This is a genomic window from Janthinobacterium tructae (assembly GCF_006517255.1).
Lineage (GTDB): Bacteria > Pseudomonadota > Gammaproteobacteria > Burkholderiales > Burkholderiaceae_D > Janthinobacterium > Janthinobacterium tructae.
Genome location: NZ_CP041185.1, coordinates 4,426,091 through 4,443,979, shown reverse-complemented (window position 1 = coordinate 4,443,979; position 17,889 = coordinate 4,426,091). Strand labels below are relative to the sequence as shown.

Sequence of the window (17,889 nt, the reverse complement as noted above, 5' to 3'; positions counted from 1 at the left end):
TGCGTTTTTTTATTCCGGACAGCGCCCCACGGTCGCCCCTGGCAACAGCACCGGTTGCCAGATTTCCTGCAAGCGTTCCGGCGGCGTGCCGGCCAGCAGGGATTGCAGCATTTCCACCATCTTGGCGCCGGCGCGGCGCAGGTCGGGCTGGTCGATGGTGGTGACATTGATGCCGATCAAGGTGTCTTCCACATTGCCCCAGACGATGACGGAGATTTCCTTGCCGATCTCGATGCCCGCATCCATCAGCGCGCGCACCACGCCGACGCCGGACAGGTGATTATCGACAATGACAGCCGTGGGACGGGGCGAGCAGGCCAGCAATTTCTGCATGGCCTGGTAGCCGCTGCGACGATCAAAAGTATTGTCGAGCAGATAGTGGGGATCCAGCGGCAAGCCCGCCTGCGCCATGCAGCGGATAAAGCTTTCCTTGCGCTCATAGGCGAAATGCAAGTCCAGCGGTGCGCTCAGCAGGGCGATGCGCTGGTGGCCATGCGCCGCCAGGAAGGACACGGCCAGGTCGATGCCGGTGTCGTTGTCGTAATCAAAATACGCGTACGGCGCGTCGATGCGCGTGCGGCCATTCGCGACAAAGGGAAAGCCCACCTTCGTCAGGTAGGCGATGCGTTCATCAACCACCTTGGTGCGGCCCACCACCAGGCCATCGACCTGGCGCCCGCGCACCATGGTTTCATACGAGGGCTGTTCGTTCTGCGGCGACACGGGGGCGATGATGAGACTCATCTTCGACGCTTCCACGGCGTCCGACATGCCATTCACCACGGAAAGAAAGACGCTGTCGCCCAGGTCGCTGGGCAGCAGGGGATAGATCATGCCCAGTACATTGGTACGGCCGACGGCCAGGCTGCGCGCCAGCGGGTTGGGCCGGTAGCCGACTTTCTTGGCGGCGGCCAGGACGATTTCACGGGTGCGGGAATTGACTTCCGGATAGCCGTTCAACGCCCTGCTGACTGTCGTTTTCGACATGCCGAGGGCAATTGCGAGGCTCTTGAGATTCATGTGTTAACTACCTGTCTGTATGGCAAAAAAAACCAACTCTGGCCGTCAATTATAGCCCAGAGCGCCAAGCAGGCCGCGCATTACCGTGCGTCGCCATGGTAGAAAAACAACAACACATTGACTATTTAAAAAGCAATATTTTAAATATGACCAGTCCCGCCATCTTCGCAACGCGGCATCGGCCGGGACAGAGAGGAAAGGGCAAGTAGCGGAAGCGTGCACTCACTTTGAGCATGGCGTGGCCGGCTTCGGCATGCCAGCTCGGCCACACAGGGGCCGCACGATAAAATTATCAAGAAAACATAATTAGCTGGAACTATGCGAGAATTTGTCCTACTCTTGATTCAGGTGAAGATTACCTGCAGACATGTCGCGCCCCCCCGGCCTGCATTCTTCCTCTTCTGCGCACGCCTGGACATACTTTCAAAGGTGAACAATGTGGTCACGCTAACGTCCGTCAACAATCTGCAAGCCTCGCTGGCCACGGCGCAACGCCGGGTCGAGCAAGGCCAGAACCAGGTACAGCGCGACAGGGAGCAACTGGCGCAAAGCCGCCAGTCGCTGGCGCGGGAACAGGAGTCGCTGAGCCAGACGCAGCGCAGCAGCCAGCAAGCCCAGGCCGATGCCCCTGCCGCCGTGAAGGCGCCGCAACTGGATCAGGCGATCAAGCTGGCCGTGCCGCAGCAAGCGCTCCCCGCCACGCCGAAAAGCACGCCCCAGCTGAACAGCTATGGCCAGACCCTCGGCCGCCTGATCAACGTGACGGCTTGAACCAGCTTTACCGGGCCATTTCCTCTTCCAGCATCGCCAGCCACCACTTATTCCCCTTCTGCGGTTGCGTCAGGTCGACCGTCTCGCCCATCTGCGGCGTGGCCAGGTGCACACCCTGCTTGGCCGCCAGCCCCGTGATGCGGTCGAACGGTTCATGCCAGGCGTGCAGCCCCAGGTCAAAGGTGCCGTTATGCACGGGCATCAGCCACTTGCCGCGCAAGTCCAGGTGGGCTTGCAGGGTTTCTTCCGGCTGCATGTGCACGTCCGGCCACAACTTGTCATACGCACCCGTCTCGATCATGGTCACGTCAAACGGGCCGTACTTGTCGCCGATCTGCTTGAAACCGTCGAAATAGCCGGAGTCGCCACTGAAAAACACGCGCACGTCCGGCGCGTCGATGACCCACGACGCCCACAGGGTTTGATTGCCATCAAACAAGCCGCGTCCCGAGAAATGCTGCGACGGTGTCGCCACCAGTTTCACGCCGGCAATTGTCGTGCCCTGCCACCAGTCGAACTGCCGCACCTTGGCGGCCGGTACGCCCCATTGAATCAGGGTATCGCCCACGCCCAGCGGCGCAACAAAATGCTCGGTCTTGGCGGCCAGTTGCAGCACGGCGGCATGGTCGAGGTGGTCGTAATGGTCGTGCGACAGGATGACGGCCTTGATCGGCGGCAAGTCAGCGATGCTGATGGGCGGCTGGTGAAAACGCTTCGGACCTGCCCATTGCACCGGTGAGGCACGCTCGGAAAACACGGGATCGGTGAGGAAGAATTCCTTGTTCAGTTTCAGCAGCAGGGTCGAGTGACCGAGGCGAAACAGGCTGTTGTCCGGCGCGGCCAGCAATTGCGCCTGGCTCAAGGCTTGCACGGGCACGGCAGCGGCCGGCACCGTGCTGTCGGGCTTGTCAAAGAAGAAGGTCCACATCAGCTTGAGCGTGGCTGCCGTGCCCAGCTTGTGCATCTGCACGGGATTGCGAAACTTGCCTTCGTGGTGTTGCAAGGATTCAACAGGCGCCACAGGCGCGGCGCGCAAGGTGCAAGAACTCATGATGATCAGGACTCCCAAGAATAAGATGCGGTGCATATGCGATCCGGTCAATAAAACACAAGGATTAAATTACACTACACAGTGTAGTTCCTATTCCGGGCAAAGTAAACCAGGAGGTGTAAAATATTGTTTTCAAAGGAGATTTCCCGCCATGGCCGCACCGCAACGCCTCACCGACCGCAAGCGTGTCGCCATCGTCGATGCCGCCATCGCCGAGTTCCGCGAGCACGGTTTTGACGCGACCAGCATGGACAGGATCGCCGCCACGGCTGCCGTTTCCAAGCGCACCGTGTACAACCATTTTCCCAGCAAGGACGAACTGTTCGCGGAAATCCTGCAGCGCATGTGGGAAAGCAGCGTGGCCCAGCCCGCCGTGCCCTATCTTGCGGACCAGCCGCTGCGCCCGCAGGTGCTTGCCCTGGTCGAGCAGAAAATGGGCTTGCTGTGCGACCCGGCATTCATCGACCTGGCGCGCGTGATCTTTGGCGAAACCATCCACTCGCCCGCGCGCGCGCAAGCGATGGTAGCGCGCCTGAATGAAAAGGAAACGGGCCTGTATCTGTGGATCCGCGCGGCGCAGCAAGATGGGCGCATCAAGGCGGGCGAGACGGTGGAAGTGGCGCACCTGCTGATGTCGCCTTTAAAAACCTTTGCATTCTGGCCACAGATCACCCTCGGTGAGCCTCTGCTGGGTCCGGCACGCCGGCGCGAAGTGGCGGAACTGGCCGTCGATATCTTCCTGTGCTACTACGGCGTGGCAAAACACACGGCATAAACGGGCGGCAAGTGGGCAGAGATGGTCTGCCAATGCTCGCCCTCATCGCTCGAATACCAGGCGCCGCCCGTCGTCGACGCCATCACTAAACTGCGCCCATCGTCGGCCAGCGCCAGCCCATGGCGGTAGATGAGGTCGTAGCAATGCTGCTGCGGCAATCCGGCGCGCAACACATCAAACGTCTTGCCACCATCGCGCGTGCGCGTCACGGCCAGCGCGCCGTCCAGCGGAATGCGCAGCACGTCCGCCTGCGCCGGCACGAACCAGGCCGTGTCGCCATCGCGCGGATGCACGGCGACGGCAAAGCCGAAATGCGACAGCGGCGCCGTGCTCACTTCCTGCCAGTGCCAGCCGGCGTCCTGCGAACGCCAAATGCCGTTATGGTGCTGGCACCACAGCGCGTCCGGCGTGCCGGCGCTGCGCACGATGCGGTGCGGGTCTTGCACGGCTTCATTTTCATCGAGCTCGGGCGGCATATAGTCGGCGCGCATGCCCGTCGCGCTCAAGGCCCAGCTGGCGCCGCCATCGAGCGTTTGCCAGACGCCGCCGCAGGACACGCCGACCAGCACCTTGCTGCTGTCGCGCGGGTCGATGCAAATGCTGTGGATGCCGGGCACGTCGTAGCCGCCGCCAAACCACTGCGCCCGCTGCGGCACGTGCCACAAGGACTCGACCAGCTGCCAGCTGTCGCCGCGGTCGCTTGAGCGGAACAGGCCGCCAGGCAGGGTGCCCGCCCACAGCACGCCAGGCTGGTCCGCTCCGCCGGCCGCCAGCGACCAGATCTGCCGCAAGGTCCAGTCCACCGTATCGCTGCTGTCTTCCGGCTTGGCGGGATAGGCGGGCACGGCGACCTCTTGCCATGTGGAACTGTCCCTGTCCAGGCGGTGCAGCTTGGCGCCGAAGTGGCCCAGGTTCAGGGCCGCGTACAGGGCGCCGTCGCGGCCATCGTGCAGCAGCATGGAGACGGGGTCGCCGGCAAACTGCACCAGCGCCAGCTGCCAGGCGCCGGCCGCATCGACATCGAACTGGAACAGCCCCTTGCGGGTGCCGAGATACGCGCGTTGAGCACTGCCTGATCCCATGATTAACCTCCGGAAAGTGCCTGCAAGATATACACCTGGCTGTCGGGCCGCAAGACGTCGTCCAGCACGCGCCGCTCGCGGCAGCGCGCGCCATCGATGAAGATCACCACGTTGGGGCGCAACGCGCCCTGCTCGTCGAGCACGTAGCCACGCAGACGCGGCTGCTGCGCAAACGCGGCATCCAAGGCGGCGCGCAGGCGTGGCGCGGCCACGTCCACGGTGGGAGCATCCAGGAAACGTGCCAGTTGCCGGGTAAAATGCAAGTGCGCCATGCTGCCTTCGACGTCATTGGCCTCGACTCATTCTAGTCCGCTTTGCCGACGATACAATGGCGCATGCCCTAAAATAGGGCCAAGCACACAAGGAGGCCAGGCATGACGATTACCCCGGAAGAACTAGCGGTGCTGATGCAGGAAGTGGAAGTGGCCGACCCCATCGATTTTGCCGACCTGCCTTTCGACGAGCAGGAATTGCGCGGGCTGATCGCCAACCACCTGTGCGAGATGGCCGATGCGATGGAAAGTTTCAGCCCGGAAGACCGCAACCTGGCCCTGCTGGCCGTGGCGGCCAAGCTGGTGCTGGAAAACCTGGTGCTGCACGTGCAACTGCTGCGCCGCCACGGCTTGCCCGTGAGCGACAGCGTGGACGCGCTGCTGCAGCGGCTGAAGGGCGGCAAGCCCTGACAGCCTGCCGCAGCAGCGCCCTCGCTTACTGCAAGTTGATGGCCGTCACGCGCGACATGGCATTGCCGTTGTCACTTACCGAACGGATGTAGAGCACGCCATTGCGCGACAAGGCCAGCTTGCCGGCAATCCGGAAACTCCAGACCGCTTTTTGGCTGGCCAGGTCCAGCGCATACGTGCCCTTTTGACCGGCGACAAACAGCAGCTTGTTGGTCGCGATCAGGTCGCCGCCAAAGCGCTCTTCCTTGACTGCCGACAGGGGCCAGCTCCACAGCACGGCGCCCGTCGCCAGGCTGCGCGCTTCGAGCGATGCCGTGGCGTGATTTCCCACATACAACACGCCCTGCACCACCACGGGCTGCGTGGTGAACTGGCCGTTGACGCTCCAGCGCACCTGGCGGCTATCCGTGTCGACCAGGGTCAGGCTGTTATCAACGGAAAAACCAGCAGGAAGACGCTGGTTCAGCAGCAGCACGCTGTGCGCATCGGCCAGCACGGGTGCCTGATACAGGCTGGACCGGCTCAATCCAGTCACCACCTGTCCCGGCACGGCCACGCTCCATTGCTGCGCGCCATCGGCCCGATTGAACGCGCGCAAGGTACCCGCCGTATTGCTGTACACCATGCTGGCACTCACGGCCGGCGTCCACTCGTCGACATTGCCCAACCTCGACAATCCCAGGCTGCTTGACCACAGACTCCCGGCCGTCGTGGCATCGGCGCTGATGACGTCGTTATTGCCGCCGACATAGACGCTTGCGCCAGCCAGCGTGGGAGCGGTCAGCGGCGAGCTCGCCGTCAGGATGCCGTTCGTCTGCGGCTGCGTGGCGTTGGCCAGCTTGACGCCGCTCACGGCGTCAAACGTATGGACGCTGGCCAAGCCCGCCATCGCCAGGCGCGTACCCGACACGCCAGGTGCGCTCAGTGCGCCATCGAGCGTCTGCGGCGTGCGCCATTGCACGCTGCCGTCGTGCTCGGACAGGGCCATCAAGGTATTGGTATAGATGATTTTCTTCGCATCCTGGCTATCGGCTGCGGATTGCTCCAGCGAGAAATACACGAGACCATTCGCGGCCACTGGCGGGCTCATACGATAAGTTTTTTCTCCGCCAGCGTATTCCCACGTCCAGCGGCGCGAAAATTTCGCCGCATCGACATCGACGGGCACCAGGCCCGTGTGCGCCGCATTGCCATTCGTGCCCTCCCAGTCGCCCGCACCGGGCAGCGCGGCCAGGGCCGGCATATTACCGTTGAGTGGCGCCACCACCACCTTGTACGGGATGCTTTCGGGCAAATTTTTATATTCGAATTCGAACAAATTCAGGGGAGACAGCGTAATCCGACCCGTGTAGGTGCCAGGTGCCAGGCCAGGCACGGGCTTGAAGGTGATGCGCCAGCTGTCGTCCGACAGTTTCTGATGATCCGATAGCTGGAAAACAGTCACGCCGTTCGCGTCGGTGGCGCTCCACAGCGGACGCTCGGCCAAATCGCTGCGCACCACCACGTTCACGTCGGTACAGGCTTCACCCGGCGCCATGTTGCAGTTGCTGCTCACTTCAGACAGGTACAGCACGCGGCGCTCTTCCGGCCCGAAGAGTCCGCCCCCGCCGCCACAACCGGCGATGAATGGCAACGCCAGCATCAGGGTCGACATTGCGGCGGTGCGATACGCTCCTTGCATCGTTATAGTCATGTATCTTCCATGTTCGGGCTTTCCCATCCGCCACCATGGCAAGATGCAAAACCCATCAAATCTTGTAACATGAAAAAATGTGAAAAATATCACACATTGTCACCAGTGCAGGGTAACGTCAAGGGTGGCGCACGGCCCGCGCCTGCAAGGTGAGATCGCTTTCGGCCACGGCCACGCAGGGCAGGATGTAGCCGTCGAGCCGTTCATCGGGGCTGATGCCGGGCCAGTCCACCGTGTAGCGTATCTTTCCTTCGGGCATGTGGCACAGACAGGTACGGCAGGTGCCGTTGCGGCAGGAACTGAGCAAGCGGATGCCGGCCAGCGCGGCGGCGGCCAGCACGGTGGTGCCGGCTTCGGCCGTGAATTGCCAGCCTTGCGGGACGATGGTGATGGTAAAGGGCGCGCTCATGCGCCCAGTTTAACAGTCCGCCAAGGTGGTCCAGCTCGCGCCAGCCGCATGGCTGCGCAGCACGGCCTCGGCAAAGGCCAGGCCCGCCACGCCGTCAAACACCGTCGGCAGCCAGCGGGCCGCCTCGGGCACAGGCAAGCCCGCCTGCAGGGCACGGATGGCCAGGGCCGCATCCAGGTAGAGCTGGGCGAACGCTTCCAGGTAGCCTTCCGGATGGCCGGCCGGCACGCGCGTGGCGTGGCGCGCGGCCGCACTGTCGACCCGGCCCGGGCGCAGCAGCTGGCGGTTGCCGCCCTGCGGCGTACACCACAGCTCATTTGGTTGTTCCTGGTCAAAGTCCAGCTGCGCCTTGCTGCCGAACAAACGCAGGCGCACCGTGTTTTCGCAACCGGTCGCCACCTGGCTGGCCCACAGGGTTCCCTTGGCCCCGTTGGCGTAGCGCAGCATCACCTGCACGTGGTCGTCCAGGGTGCGGTTCGGTACAAAGGTCGACAATTCCGCCAGCACGGCATGCGGCGTGAGTCCGCTGACGAATTGCGCCAGGTGATACGCGTGCAAGCCCACGTCGAGCAGAGTGCCGCCGGGACCCGCCTTGTGCGGGTCGTTATGCCAGTTGCCCTCGTTCATGCCGCCTGCGGCAATCGCATCGGCCAGCCAGTCTTGCGAATATTCGACCTGCACCAGGCGCAGCTCGCCGATCTCGCCCGCCTCGACCATGGCCTTCGCGTGGCGCAGCAGCGGATAGCCGCTGTAGGTATGCGTGAGCGCAAACAGCACATTTTTCTGTTGCGCCAGCGCCGCCAGCTTTTGCCCTTCCACCAGAGAGATACCCAACGGCTTGTCGCAGATCACGTGGATGCCCGCTTCCATGAAGGCCGTGGCGACCGGTGCATGCAAATGGTTGGGCGTGACGATGGCCACGGCCTCGATGCCGTCCGCGCGCTGGCTTTCGGCTTGTGCCATGGCACGGTAATCGCTATAGCAGCGTTCCGGCGCCAGATGCAGCGCGGCGCCACTGTCGCGCGCGCGCTGCGGGTCGGACGACAGGGCGCCCGCCACCAGTTCGTACTGGTCGTCGATGCGCGCCGCGATGCGGTGCACGGCGCCGATGAATGCGCCCTGCCCGCCCCCTACCATGCCCAGCCGTAAGCGTCGCTGCATGTCGTCTCCCTATTTCAAGCCAAGCAAGTGATGAATTTGCTCCTGATCCACCGCGCTGCCGGCGAAATCGTCGAACGCGCGTTCGGCCACGTGGATGATGTGTTCACTTATAAAACGCGCCCCTTCGGCCGCCCCATCCTCCGGGTGCTTCAGACAGCATTCCCATTCCAGCACGGCCCAGCCAGGGAAATCGTATTGCGCCATCTTCGAAAAAATCGCCTTGAAATCGATCTGCCCATCACCCAGCGAGCGGAAGCGCCCGGCCCGGTCTTGCCAGTCGCCATAGCCGCCATACACGCCCTGGCGCCCGTTGGGCCGGAATTCCGCATCTTTGACGTGGAAGGCCTTGATGCGCGCATGATAAATGTCAATGAAAGCGAGGTAATCGAGCTGCTGCAGCACGAAGTGGCTGGGGTCGTACAAGATGGACGCGCGCCGGTGGTCGCTGACGGCGGCCAGGAAGCGCTCGAAGGTCACGCCGTCGTGCAAGTCCTCGCCCGGATGCAGCTCATAGCAAAGGTCCACGCCGGCCACATCGAACGCATCGAGGATGGGCAGCCAGCGCCTGGCCAGTTCCGCGAATGCCGTCTCCACCAGTCCCGCCGGGCGCTGCGGCCACGGATACAGGTAGGGCCAGGCCAGCGCGCCGGAAAACGTCACGTGCGCAGTCAAACCCAGGCGCTGCGAGGCGCTGGCCGCCCACAGCAATTGCTGCGTGGCCCACGCCGTACGGGCCGCCGAGTCGCCGCGCACGTGCTCGGGTGCAAAACCGTCGAACAGGGCATCGTAGGCCGGATGCACGGCGATCAGCTGGCCCTGCAAGTGCGTCGACAATTCCGTCACCTGCAAGCCGTGGCGCGCCAGCAGGGCTTTCACGTTGTCACAATACTGCTGGCTGGCCGCCGCCTGCTCCAGATCGAACAGGCGCGGCGCCGTGGGCAGCTGCAAGCCCTTGTAGCCCAGGCCGGCCGCCCATTGCGCCAGGTGCTCGAGCGAGTCGAACGGCGGCTCGTCGCCGAGAAACTGGGCCAGGAAGATGGCCGGGCCCTGGATGGTTTTCATGGGTATCCTTTAGCCCCCAGGACGCTGGCCCTGGAGGAGGTTCGGTTAAAAAGGCGAGTTCGGAAAGTAAAACTGCTTGGCATTCTCGCGCGTGATCAGCACCGAGGGGATGATCGTGTTGGCCGGCAATTTATCACCTTTCAGGCGCGCTTCCGTCGTCAGCTTGATGGCGTCGTACATGAACTTCGGCGAGTACGAGACGTCGGCCACGATCAGCGGGTCGGAGCCGTCCATGATCTTCTTCACGGCGCCCTTCGCGCCAGCGCCGCCGAACACTTGCTTGATGTCCGTGCGCTTGGCTTGCGCAATGGCCTTTTGCACGCCGATGGCCATGTCGTCATCGGCGGCCCAGACGGCGTCGATGTGCTTGAAGCGGGTCAGATAATCCTGCATGACCTTGAAGGCATCGTCGCGGTTCCAGTTGCCGTACTTGGCATCCAGGACCTTGATCTCGGGATGACCCTTCATCACGGCACTGAATGCATCGTAGCGCTCGTTGTCCAGGGTGGTCGGCATGCCGCGCAGCACGACGATATTGCCCTTGCCGTTCAGGCTTTTCGCCAGGTACTCGGCCGGCAGCTTGCCAAACGCCGTGTTGTCGCCCGCAATGTAGGCATCCTGCGACTGCGTGTTCGTCAAGCCACGATCCACCACCGTCACATAGACGCCCTTGTTTTTGACTTGCGCCACGGGCTGCGTCAGCGATGCCGATTCGATGGGGAAGATGACCAGGGTGTTGATCTTGTTCACCGTCAACATGTCCTGCAACTGGTTCGCCTGCTCGGGCGCCGTGGCGGCCGTCTTGACGATGATTTTCACGCCCGGATGGGCTTTTTCCAGCTCCGCCTTGGCCTGGTTCGCCCACCACACGATGCCCGAGGTAAAACTGTGCGTGGCCGTGGGGATGGCCACGCCCACCACCAATTTCTCTGCCGCCTGCGCCTGCCCCATCGGCAGCGCCCACGCCTGCATCACCAGCACTGCCATCCCTGCTACCCCTGCTACCCGTCTAAAGCTCTTCATGCTGCTCTCCTCCAAGGTTCTGGGCGCCCGTTGGCTGCCCTTTCAGAACGCCGCTGTGTTTTTATTTGCGGCCTCGCTGCAGGAAGGCGACGGCGATGATCACCACGCCTTGCACTGCGGCATTCAGGTAGACACTGATGATGCTGGTCAAATTCAGGATATTGCTGATCACGGAGAGCAGGATGGCGCCGATCACGGTGCCGACGATGCGCCCCTCTCCCCCTTTCAGGGCCGTGCCGCCCACGACGACGGCAGCGATCGCTTCGAGTTCCCACAGCAAGCCAGTGGTCGGCGTGGCCGAGCCCAGGCGCGGCACATACAGCACCGTGGCGATGCCCACGCACACGCCCAGCAGCATGTAGGTGGCGATTTTCACCTTGTCGACGTTGATGGCCGCATAGCGCGCCACTTGCTCGTTAGAACCAATCGCCTGCACGTGGCGGCCGAACGTGGTGCGGTTGAGGATGACGGCGCCGGCCGCCGCGACGAACAGGAAAATCCAGATCGGGATCGGCGCACCCAGCACGCTGGTGTAGTACACGGGGCTGTACAGCTCGGACAGGGTGGCGTCCAGGGTCAGGGCGCCGCCATCGGCCAGGTAAGTGAGCACGGCGCGGAAGATGCCCAGGGTGCCCAGAGTGACGATGAACGGTTCGATATTGCCCTTGCTGATCAGGAGGCCATGCATCAGGCCGAATCCGGCGCCCAGCACCAGGGCCATGGCGATGCCCAGCACCAGCATGGTGATCGGTGCCAGGTCGCCGCCCGCGCCTTGCGCCAGCGCATTCATGAAATAGATCATGCAGCCGGCGATCAGCGCCGCCATCGATCCCACCGATAAATCGATGCCGCCGGAAATGATGACAAAGGTCATGCCCACGGCGATGATGCCGATGAAGGCCGTGCGCGTGAGCACGTTCATCAGGTTGTCCAGCGTGGCGAAATCGCCGTTGAGCAAGGTGCCCGCGATGCACAGGGCCAGCAAGCCCAGCACGGGGCCAAAGCCCTTGATGCGCGCGCCGAATCGAGCTATAGGGGATACGGTGGTGTCAGTGCGTGCCGGTTGCATGGGCAATCAACTCCTCTTCGGTCAGGTGGTCAGCAGACAGGGTGGCTTGCAAGGTACCGGCGCGCATCACCGCGACCCGGTGGCACAGGCCGATCAATTCGATCAGTTCCGATGAAATCACGATCACGGCGCGCCCTTCGGCGGCCAGGCGGTGGATCAGAAAGTAAATGTCGCGCTTGGCGCCCACGTCCACGCCACGGCTCGGCTCATCGAGCACGACGACACGGGGGTCCGAATGCAGATATTTCGCCAGCGCCAGCTTTTGCTGATTGCCGCCCGACAGCATGCGCGCGCGGCTGTCCAGGTCGCCCGTGCGGATATTGAAGTCCAGCACCGCCTTGGCCAGCGCCGCCTTCTCCGCCTTGACATCGAGCCACGGCCGCGCATAGCGCTGCAGCGTCATCATGGTGAGGTTTTCGCGCAAGCCCAGGTTCACGTGCAAGCCCTTGCCCTTGCGGTCTTCGCTCAGGTAGGTCATGCCGTGCTGCATCGCTTGCCTGGGCGTGCGGATGTCCACGGGCTGGCCATTGAGAAAGATCTTGCCCGCGCTGCGCGGGCGCAAGCCCAGCAGTGCCTCGAACGATTCCGTGCGCCCCGCGCCCACCAGGCCAGCAAAGCCCAGCACTTCACCGGCGCGCACCTCGAACGACAGGTCTTTCGACCAGCCGGGCACGCAGAGGCCGTCAACCTTCAGCAGGATCGGGGCATCGGGCGCCAGCGGCACTTTGGCGGGGAACATGTCGGACAATTCGCGTCCCACCATCAGGTTCGCCATCTGCTGGCGGCTCAGGCTGGCCGTCGGCTCGCGCGTGACGAAACGCCCGTCGCGCATGACGATGACTTCGTCCGTGTTGCGCTCCACTTCATCGAGCTTGTGCGAGATATACAAAATGGTGACACCGTCCGCTTTCAGCTGCGCCATGACGGCGAACAGGCGTTGGGTTTCGGACGACGTCAGGGTGGCCGTCGGTTCATCCATGATCAGGAAGCGGGCGCGGCGCGACAGGGCCTTGGCGATTTCCACAAGTTGTTTCTCGGCGACGATCAGGTCGCGGATTTTCGTCTCGGGCGACACCTCCAGCCCCACCTGTTTCAAATAGCGCGAGGCTTCTTCGCGCATGGCGGCTTCGTCCAGCAGCCAGCCACGCGTTTTCTCATGGCCCAGGAACATGTTCTGCGCCACCGTCAGGTGTTCTGCCAGGTTGAATTCCTGGTGGATCAGCACGATACCGGCAGACTCCGCCGCGCGCGAACTGCTGAAATGCCGGGGCTGGCCATCGATCAGCAGCTGCCCTTCGCTCACAGCTTCGTAGCCGGCAAGGATTTTCATCAGGGTCGACTTGCCGGCGCCGTTTTCGCCCAGCAAGCCATACACGCGCCCGGGCGACAAGGTAAAACTGACGCCATGCAAGACGCGCACGGGGCCGAAATCCTTGCAGACCCCATCGAAACCGACGGCAACGCTCACTATGCACTCCCTCGCAGAATTAATCGGTGTTGCAGCAGCACGCCAGGCACGCTGGCCGCCGGGTTGGCCAATCGCTGCAGCAATAATCGCGCCGCCGTCTCGCCCAGCTCGCGCATCGGCTGGGCGATGGTGGTGAGGCCGGGAGCTATCTGCGCGGCGATGGCGATATCGTCGAAGCCGATGACGGCCACGTCTTCCGGTACGCGTTTTCCCAACTGGCGCAGCGCGCTCAAGACGCCGATGGCCAGGGTGTCGGAGACGGCAAAGATGGCCGTCGGCGCATCGGGCTGGGCCATCATCTGCAGGGTGGCGGCCGTGCCCGCTTCGTAATCGAGGCTTTGCACCGTGTGCACCCACTGCGGCTGCACCGGCAGGCCGGCGCCCGCCAGGGTGTCCAGATAACCTTGCTGGCGTTGCCGCGCGTACAGATAGCGCTCGTCCGAATTGATCAGGCCGATGCGCGTGTGGCCGCGCGCCAGCAGGTGCCCGACGGCGTCGGAGGCGGCGCGGTGGTTGTCGATGCCGACATAGGGCACGGCCACGGCGGGGTCGAATTCGCAGCAGGCCACCCAGGGCAGGCTGACGGATTCATGCGACAGGGCGTGCTGCACCGTGTCCGGGTCGAGGCAGATGGCGCCATCGGCGCGGTGCATGCGCAGCAAATCGAAATACGAGCGCTCGCGGCCCGCATCGGCGCCCGTGTCGCACAGCAGCACGAAATAGCCGTGTTCGCGCGCCACCGTATCGATGCCGCGCACGATTTGCGCATAAAACGGGTTGCCCACGTCGGGCACCATGGTCAGCAGCATGCGGCTCTCGGCCGTGCGCAAGCTGCGCGCCAGGTGGTTCATGCGGTAGCCGAGCGCCGCCACGGACGCGAGCACCTTGTCGCGCGTGGGCGCCCGCACCCCTGCCTGCTCGTTCATCACGCGCGAGACGGTGGCCACCGACACCCCCGCATGCGCGGCGACGGCGCTGATGGAGACGGTTTCTGTCGGCAAAGAGGATGGAACGGCTGGCGGCATGGGGTTTGTCAAATAAATGTAATCGATTACATTTATAGGCCAGTCGCGCGCGCGATGCAAACATTATCGATGCTGCGGTGCGCAAAAGGTGTGCAAAAAGCGGCCCTGCACGGGCCGTTGGACGCGGCTATTTCTGGGGCGGCAAGGCGCTCTGCTGCACGGCAAAACCGCCGTGCAGCAGATCAGGGAGTACTTATTTCATCATCGCGCAAAACGTTTCGGGATTGCCATCAAGAATGACGCCGCTGGGCCAGCGGTGGCTGCGCTGCTGGGCGCGCAGCAAGGACGCGGCCAGGGCCGAGTCGCCATCGACGGCGTAGACGAAGACGGGCATGTTCAGGCTGGCGGCATCCATCAGCAAATTCGGGTTGGCGTCGAGGCTGCGCGCATCCACGTGCACGCCGGCGGGCATGCCGATCTGCTGCTGCACGCGCTGCAGCCACGGTTTGTCCAGCTTGGGTGGGCGGGCATTTTTCGCGATATAGCGGCTGACCCGGTTCGCACCGGCCGCCTGTGCATTGCGCGCGTCAAACACCAGCAAGCCCAGATAACCCTGCGGATCGGCGCGGCGCGCGCACGCCAGGTTGTTCGGCACGCCCGAGGTCAAAAACCAGTTGCCATGCTTGATATTTGCACGCAATTGCCCCACCAGGGTGGCGATGGGCGCGCACGACGACACGACATCCTTGATTTCCGCATTCAGGGTTTTGGCCGGGAAAGCCGTCGCCAGGCTGGCAACATCGCTGACGAAGGGCGGCGTTTCCGCCGTGACCACGCCGCGGTTCTTCATGCTGGCGGCGCGCCAGTCGTCGGCCGTCAATTGTTTCACGGTGCGGGGCGAGCCCGTATCGACGACTCTGCCCGTCAGCAAGTCGTGGTGCACCACCCAGCTGCCGTCGCCCAGCAGTTGCAAATCCGTCTCGACGCCGTCCCAGGTACCGAAATACGTGTTGCGCAGGGCGCTCAGCGAGTTTTCCGGCGCATTGCCGGCGCCACGGTGGGCATGCACCTTCATGCCCAGGCAGTCGGCCTGTACAGCCGTGCTGGTCATGCAGAGCAGCAAGGCCAGTGCGGCCGCCTTATTTTTGTTGCGGATGATAACCATATTCGAGTCCCTGCAAAACATTGATGCGGATCGCTTCGTTGACGGGGTAGCTGTAGCCCTGCCCCACCGCCACGACGTGCGTGATATTGGCCAGCAAGCCCTTGCCGGCGATTTGCCAGCGCGTGCTGTCGTCGGCCGCCTGGCGGTTCCAGTCCAGCATCTGGCGGAACAAGTCGCTCTTCGTGACGTTGTTGTCGAGCAGGGACAAGATGCCCCAGGTTCCCAGGAAGGCGCCGGCCAGCACGCCCGTGGCGATCCAGGCGGAACGGCGGCTCAGCTGGCCATCGGCGCCCGCCTGTTCGCCGCGCCGTGCCGCCAGCACCAGCAAGCCCACCGTGGCGATCAGGTACAGCAGTTTCGAAAAGTGGCCGATGGCGCCCAGCAGCGAGAAGAACAGGGCCACGGGCGGCACGATGGCCGCGCGCGCCGCTTCCTTGCCCTCTGCATAGTACTTGCCGCCCACCTCGAAGTCGCTGCGGCTGGCGCGGTATTCCACCAGCTTTTCCGCCGTCTGGCGCGCGGCGAACTGGTCGAACAGACGGCTGAACTCGGCGGGGCTCGCATACGCATCCTGCACCACGGCGCCTTTCGGCAGCCGCAAGCCCTTGCTCGCTTCGCTGCCGTCGCCGCCGTCCGGCCCGTCGCGCAGCACGGCCTGGATGCCGGGGCGCGCCACGAAAGCGGGGAAGGACAAGCCCGGTGGAATGCGCTCGCCCTTGATGTTCAAGCCCTTGCTGGCCGCTTCCGACGCATAGCGGCGCTTGACGGCGGCGCGGAAACTCAATTGATCGGCAGGATGCCAGTTGGCCGATACGGGCACCTTTTTACGCACATTATTGACCACCGCCGCGCGCCGGCGCGCCGGCACCGATTCCGGTTGCCAACCATGGCGTGACAGGCTTTGCCGGTAATCGCTCCATGCCGATTCCTGCTGCTGGCGCAAGCCCGCATCGTCGTCGGGAATGATACCCGAATACAATTTCCACTTCTCGTGCACCTCGCCAATCGCCTGCTGGTACTTGTCATAGTAACCGGCCGCGCCGCCGGCGATCTTGCGGACGTTGAAATTGATCAACTGTTCCTTGGCGGGCTCCATGCGTTCGTCGAGGTGGCCGACCGAGACGGCCAGGAACGGGAACAGCGCCAGGAAGGCCTTGCCTTCGGGCTTGGCAAACAGGGTGGGATCATCGACCAGACCCTGCAGTTGCAGGCTGCCGCCCACCAGCGAGCGCTGCATCAGGGTGGTGTTGAAAGCCAGGCGGCGAAACTGCGCATCGCGCGTTTCGACCAGCACCGTGACCGTGGTTTTCAAAATGCCGAAGACGACCGCCGCCGTGGCGACGCAGCAGAAGATGATCTTTTTCCAGCTGGGGCCGCTGCCATTGTTCTTCAGGCGGCGGCGCCACATCAGTTGCAGCACCACCAGCGCGGCGGCGATGCCCGACAGGCTGCGGCCATAGAATTCCACGCCCTCCACGTCGTGCGGCTTGACGTCGCCGCCCACCACGTCGAGCAGGCGGGCATTGAAGCCCAGCTCGAAGCACAGATAAATGATCGTCAGGACGATCAGGATCAAGGTCTGCCGGATTTGCAGACTGCGCAAACTCGCGGCCATCTTATTTCCTCAAATCGATGACGACGGGCTTGATCTCTTCGGCCTGGAAGATCATCGGCGCCGCAGGGGCAGCCGCTGCGGCACGCGGCGCGGGCAGGCTGATGGCGGCGGGCGCCCTGGCCGGGGTCTCCTGGCGGCGCGGCTTGGCGCTGGCGCGGCTACCCGCTTTCGGCGCGGTGGCGGGCGCCGGCGCGGCTGCCGGCGGCGCCGGAATCACGCGGCCGCTGTCGCCGCCGCTCCCAGGCAGGGTCGCGATGACAGGGCCGGTGGCGCGCAAGGCGTCGTCGGCAAACGGCTGGGCGCGCGTATCGACGCCGGGCGGCACGGCCACGCTGGCGTTCAGCAGGCGGTTGTCCGTGTAAATCATGCGCGACAGGCGGTTGTAGTTGGGAAAGTCGATATTCAGCGATTTCGCGTCCGCCGCCAGCTCCACGCGGGGGCGGTCCTTGCAATTGCCGACCGTCCACTGCAGCACATCCGTGCCCTGGAAAGCCAGCACTTCATAGCGGTAGGCGCAGCCGCGCTCCTGCGTTTCCACGATCACCACGGTGCGCTCGCCCACGTTTTCCACCCTCGCCACGCGGGCCGTCATCGCGTTGGCCAGCGGCACGACACGAAACGCCTGCGACAGCTTGATCGAATACTTGCCTTGCGGGTCCTTGCGCAAGGTGCCTTCCGTGCCGTCGCGCAGGCGGAAGGTGGAAATCGGCGTGCCGAACAGCTCGGCCGTATCCAGGCCCACCATCACACCGCCACGGCCGTTCGGCGTCATGGCGCAGCCCGTCAACAGGACGCCAACCGCCACGCCAGCGATCAATGTGCGCCAGTGTGCGGATGCAAAATTCTTATACGTTGTCATGCTGGATAACTTTCTCTT

The 17,889-nt window shown here is 63.7% G+C and carries 18 protein-coding genes; 3 read left to right on the top strand and 15 right to left on the bottom strand.

What is annotated here, in order from left to right:
* Window positions 1-9: 9 nt before the first annotated feature.
* Window positions 10-1,020 carry a substrate-binding domain-containing protein gene (locus FJQ89_RS19465; protein WP_141171369.1) on the bottom strand — a complete coding sequence of 337 codons (1,011 nt, stop codon included), beginning with the start codon at window positions 1,018-1,020 and terminating at the stop codon, window positions 10-12.
* A gap of 438 nt (window positions 1,021-1,458) precedes the next feature.
* On the opposite strand from FJQ89_RS19465, the gene FJQ89_RS19460 reads away from it, so the two are divergent.
* Window positions 1,459-1,791, top strand: a complete 333-nt coding sequence (locus FJQ89_RS19460; RefSeq protein ID WP_096238240.1) for a hypothetical protein — start codon at window positions 1,459-1,461, stop codon at window positions 1,789-1,791.
* A gap of 7 nt (window positions 1,792-1,798) precedes the next feature.
* On the opposite strand, the gene FJQ89_RS19455 is transcribed toward FJQ89_RS19460, so the two are convergent.
* Window positions 1,799-2,842, bottom strand: a complete 1,044-nt coding sequence (locus tag FJQ89_RS19455) for an MBL fold metallo-hydrolase (RefSeq protein WP_205704510.1) — start codon at window positions 2,840-2,842, stop codon at window positions 1,799-1,801.
* A gap of 151 nt (window positions 2,843-2,993) precedes the next feature.
* Between FJQ89_RS19455 and FJQ89_RS19450 the strand changes: the two genes are divergently transcribed.
* Entirely contained in the window at window positions 2,994-3,617 is a 624-nt protein-coding gene (locus tag FJQ89_RS19450) for a TetR/AcrR family transcriptional regulator (protein WP_141171367.1), read from the top strand.
* On the opposite strand, the gene FJQ89_RS19445 is transcribed toward FJQ89_RS19450, so the two are convergent.
* Entirely contained in the window at window positions 3,590-4,699 is a 1,110-nt protein-coding gene (locus FJQ89_RS19445; protein ID WP_141171366.1) for a WD40/YVTN/BNR-like repeat-containing protein, read from the bottom strand. The two genes, FJQ89_RS19450 and FJQ89_RS19445, sit on opposite strands and share 28 nt — an antisense overlap.
* 2 nt (window positions 4,700-4,701) lie before the next feature.
* Window positions 4,702-4,971: a MoaD/ThiS family protein gene (locus tag FJQ89_RS19440; protein WP_141171365.1), complete on the bottom strand. Its 270-nt coding sequence runs from the start codon at window positions 4,969-4,971 to the stop codon at window positions 4,702-4,704.
* A 102-nt stretch (window positions 4,972-5,073) separates the two neighbouring features.
* On the opposite strand from FJQ89_RS19440, the gene FJQ89_RS19435 reads away from it, so the two are divergent.
* On the top strand, window positions 5,074-5,382 hold the full coding sequence (locus FJQ89_RS19435; RefSeq protein ID WP_141171364.1) for a hypothetical protein: 309 nt from the start codon (window positions 5,074-5,076) through the stop codon (window positions 5,380-5,382).
* Window positions 5,383-5,407: 25 nt separating this feature from the next.
* On the opposite strand, the gene FJQ89_RS19430 is transcribed toward FJQ89_RS19435, so the two are convergent.
* The 11 genes from FJQ89_RS19430 to FJQ89_RS19380 all read right to left on the bottom strand — a co-directional run bounded on the left by FJQ89_RS19430 (window position 5,408) and on the right by FJQ89_RS19380 (window position 17,871).
* Window positions 5,408-7,075 (bottom strand): outer membrane protein assembly factor BamB family protein, encoded by a 1,668-nt coding sequence (locus tag FJQ89_RS19430; RefSeq protein ID WP_168208484.1) that lies wholly within the window; start codon window positions 7,073-7,075, stop codon window positions 5,408-5,410.
* A 118-nt stretch (window positions 7,076-7,193) separates the two neighbouring features.
* Window positions 7,194-7,484: a 2Fe-2S iron-sulfur cluster-binding protein gene (locus tag FJQ89_RS19425; RefSeq protein WP_141171362.1), complete on the bottom strand. Its 291-nt coding sequence runs from the start codon at window positions 7,482-7,484 to the stop codon at window positions 7,194-7,196.
* Window positions 7,485-7,493: 9 nt separating this feature from the next.
* The gene (locus FJQ89_RS19420; protein ID WP_243136137.1) at window positions 7,494-8,645 is read right to left on the bottom strand and encodes a Gfo/Idh/MocA family protein; all 1,152 of its coding nucleotides are present in this window, start codon (window positions 8,643-8,645) and stop codon (window positions 7,494-7,496) included.
* Between the two features lie 9 nt (window positions 8,646-8,654).
* A complete protein-coding gene (locus FJQ89_RS19415; RefSeq protein WP_141171361.1) occupies window positions 8,655-9,707 on the bottom strand; it encodes a sugar phosphate isomerase/epimerase family protein in 1,053 nt (350 codons plus the stop codon).
* Between the two features lie 45 nt (window positions 9,708-9,752).
* Window positions 9,753-10,694 carry a substrate-binding domain-containing protein gene (locus tag FJQ89_RS19410; RefSeq protein WP_141172894.1) on the bottom strand — a complete coding sequence of 314 codons (942 nt, stop codon included), beginning with the start codon at window positions 10,692-10,694 and terminating at the stop codon, window positions 9,753-9,755.
* 97 nt (window positions 10,695-10,791) lie between these two features.
* Window positions 10,792-11,799: an ABC transporter permease gene (locus FJQ89_RS19405; RefSeq protein ID WP_141171360.1), complete on the bottom strand. Its 1,008-nt coding sequence runs from the start codon at window positions 11,797-11,799 to the stop codon at window positions 10,792-10,794.
* Entirely contained in the window at window positions 11,780-13,267 is a 1,488-nt protein-coding gene (locus FJQ89_RS19400; protein ID WP_141171359.1) for a sugar ABC transporter ATP-binding protein, read from the bottom strand. The genes FJQ89_RS19405 and FJQ89_RS19400 overlap by 20 nt, the downstream gene beginning before the upstream one ends.
* A complete protein-coding gene (locus FJQ89_RS19395; RefSeq protein ID WP_141171358.1) occupies window positions 13,267-14,292 on the bottom strand; it encodes a LacI family DNA-binding transcriptional regulator in 1,026 nt (341 codons plus the stop codon). The genes FJQ89_RS19400 and FJQ89_RS19395 overlap by 1 nt, the downstream gene beginning before the upstream one ends.
* A 193-nt stretch (window positions 14,293-14,485) precedes the next feature.
* The gene (locus FJQ89_RS19390; RefSeq protein ID WP_141171357.1) at window positions 14,486-15,397 is read right to left on the bottom strand and encodes a glycerophosphodiester phosphodiesterase; all 912 of its coding nucleotides are present in this window, start codon (window positions 15,395-15,397) and stop codon (window positions 14,486-14,488) included.
* Complete coding sequence (locus FJQ89_RS19385; RefSeq protein WP_243136135.1) at window positions 15,372-17,012, bottom strand: hypothetical protein; 1,641 nt, start codon at window positions 17,010-17,012, stop codon at window positions 15,372-15,374. The genes FJQ89_RS19390 and FJQ89_RS19385 overlap by 26 nt, the downstream gene beginning before the upstream one ends.
* 1 nt (window position 17,013) lies before the next feature.
* Window positions 17,014-17,871: a hypothetical protein gene (locus tag FJQ89_RS19380; RefSeq protein WP_141171356.1), complete on the bottom strand. Its 858-nt coding sequence runs from the start codon at window positions 17,869-17,871 to the stop codon at window positions 17,014-17,016.
* Window positions 17,872-17,889 lie beyond the last annotated feature (18 nt).

Excerpts from the sequence above, each read along its gene's own strand:
- FJQ89_RS19455 (WP_205704510.1), bottom strand. The coding sequence starts at position 2,842 with ATGAGTTCTTGCACCTTGCGCGCCGCGCCTGTGGCGCCTGTTGAATCC.
- FJQ89_RS19425 (WP_141171362.1), bottom strand. The coding sequence starts at position 7,484 with ATGAGCGCGCCCTTTACCATCACCATCGTCCCGCAAGGCTGGCAATTC.
- FJQ89_RS19410 (WP_141172894.1), bottom strand. The coding sequence starts at position 10,694 with ATGGCAGTGCTGGTGATGCAGGCGTGGGCGCTGCCGATGGGGCAGGCG.
- FJQ89_RS19395 (WP_141171358.1), bottom strand. The coding sequence starts at position 14,292 with ATGCCGCCAGCCGTTCCATCCTCTTTGCCGACAGAAACCGTCTCCATC.
- FJQ89_RS19390 (WP_141171357.1), bottom strand. The coding sequence starts at position 15,397 with ATGGTTATCATCCGCAACAAAAATAAGGCGGCCGCACTGGCCTTGCTG.
- FJQ89_RS19380 (WP_141171356.1), bottom strand. The coding sequence starts at position 17,871 with ATGACAACGTATAAGAATTTTGCATCCGCACACTGGCGCACATTGATC.
- FJQ89_RS19465 (WP_141171369.1), bottom strand. The coding sequence starts at position 1,020 with ATGAATCTCAAGAGCCTCGCAATTGCCCTCGGCATGTCGAAAACGACA.
- FJQ89_RS19415 (WP_141171361.1), bottom strand. The coding sequence starts at position 9,707 with ATGAAAACCATCCAGGGCCCGGCCATCTTCCTGGCCCAGTTTCTCGGC.
- FJQ89_RS19430 (WP_168208484.1), bottom strand. The coding sequence starts at position 7,075 with ATGACTATAACGATGCAAGGAGCGTATCGCACCGCCGCAATGTCGACC.
- FJQ89_RS19420 (WP_243136137.1), bottom strand. The coding sequence starts at position 8,645 with ATGCAGCGACGCTTACGGCTGGGCATGGTAGGGGGCGGGCAGGGCGCA.
- FJQ89_RS19440 (WP_141171365.1), bottom strand. The coding sequence starts at position 4,971 with ATGGCGCACTTGCATTTTACCCGGCAACTGGCACGTTTCCTGGATGCT.
- FJQ89_RS19445 (WP_141171366.1), bottom strand. The coding sequence starts at position 4,699 with ATGGGATCAGGCAGTGCTCAACGCGCGTATCTCGGCACCCGCAAGGGG.
- FJQ89_RS19435 (WP_141171364.1), top strand. The coding sequence starts at position 5,074 with ATGACGATTACCCCGGAAGAACTAGCGGTGCTGATGCAGGAAGTGGAA.
- FJQ89_RS19450 (WP_141171367.1), top strand. The coding sequence starts at position 2,994 with ATGGCCGCACCGCAACGCCTCACCGACCGCAAGCGTGTCGCCATCGTC.
- FJQ89_RS19405 (WP_141171360.1), bottom strand. The coding sequence starts at position 11,799 with ATGCAACCGGCACGCACTGACACCACCGTATCCCCTATAGCTCGATTC.
- FJQ89_RS19385 (WP_243136135.1), bottom strand. The coding sequence starts at position 17,012 with ATGGCCGCGAGTTTGCGCAGTCTGCAAATCCGGCAGACCTTGATCCTG.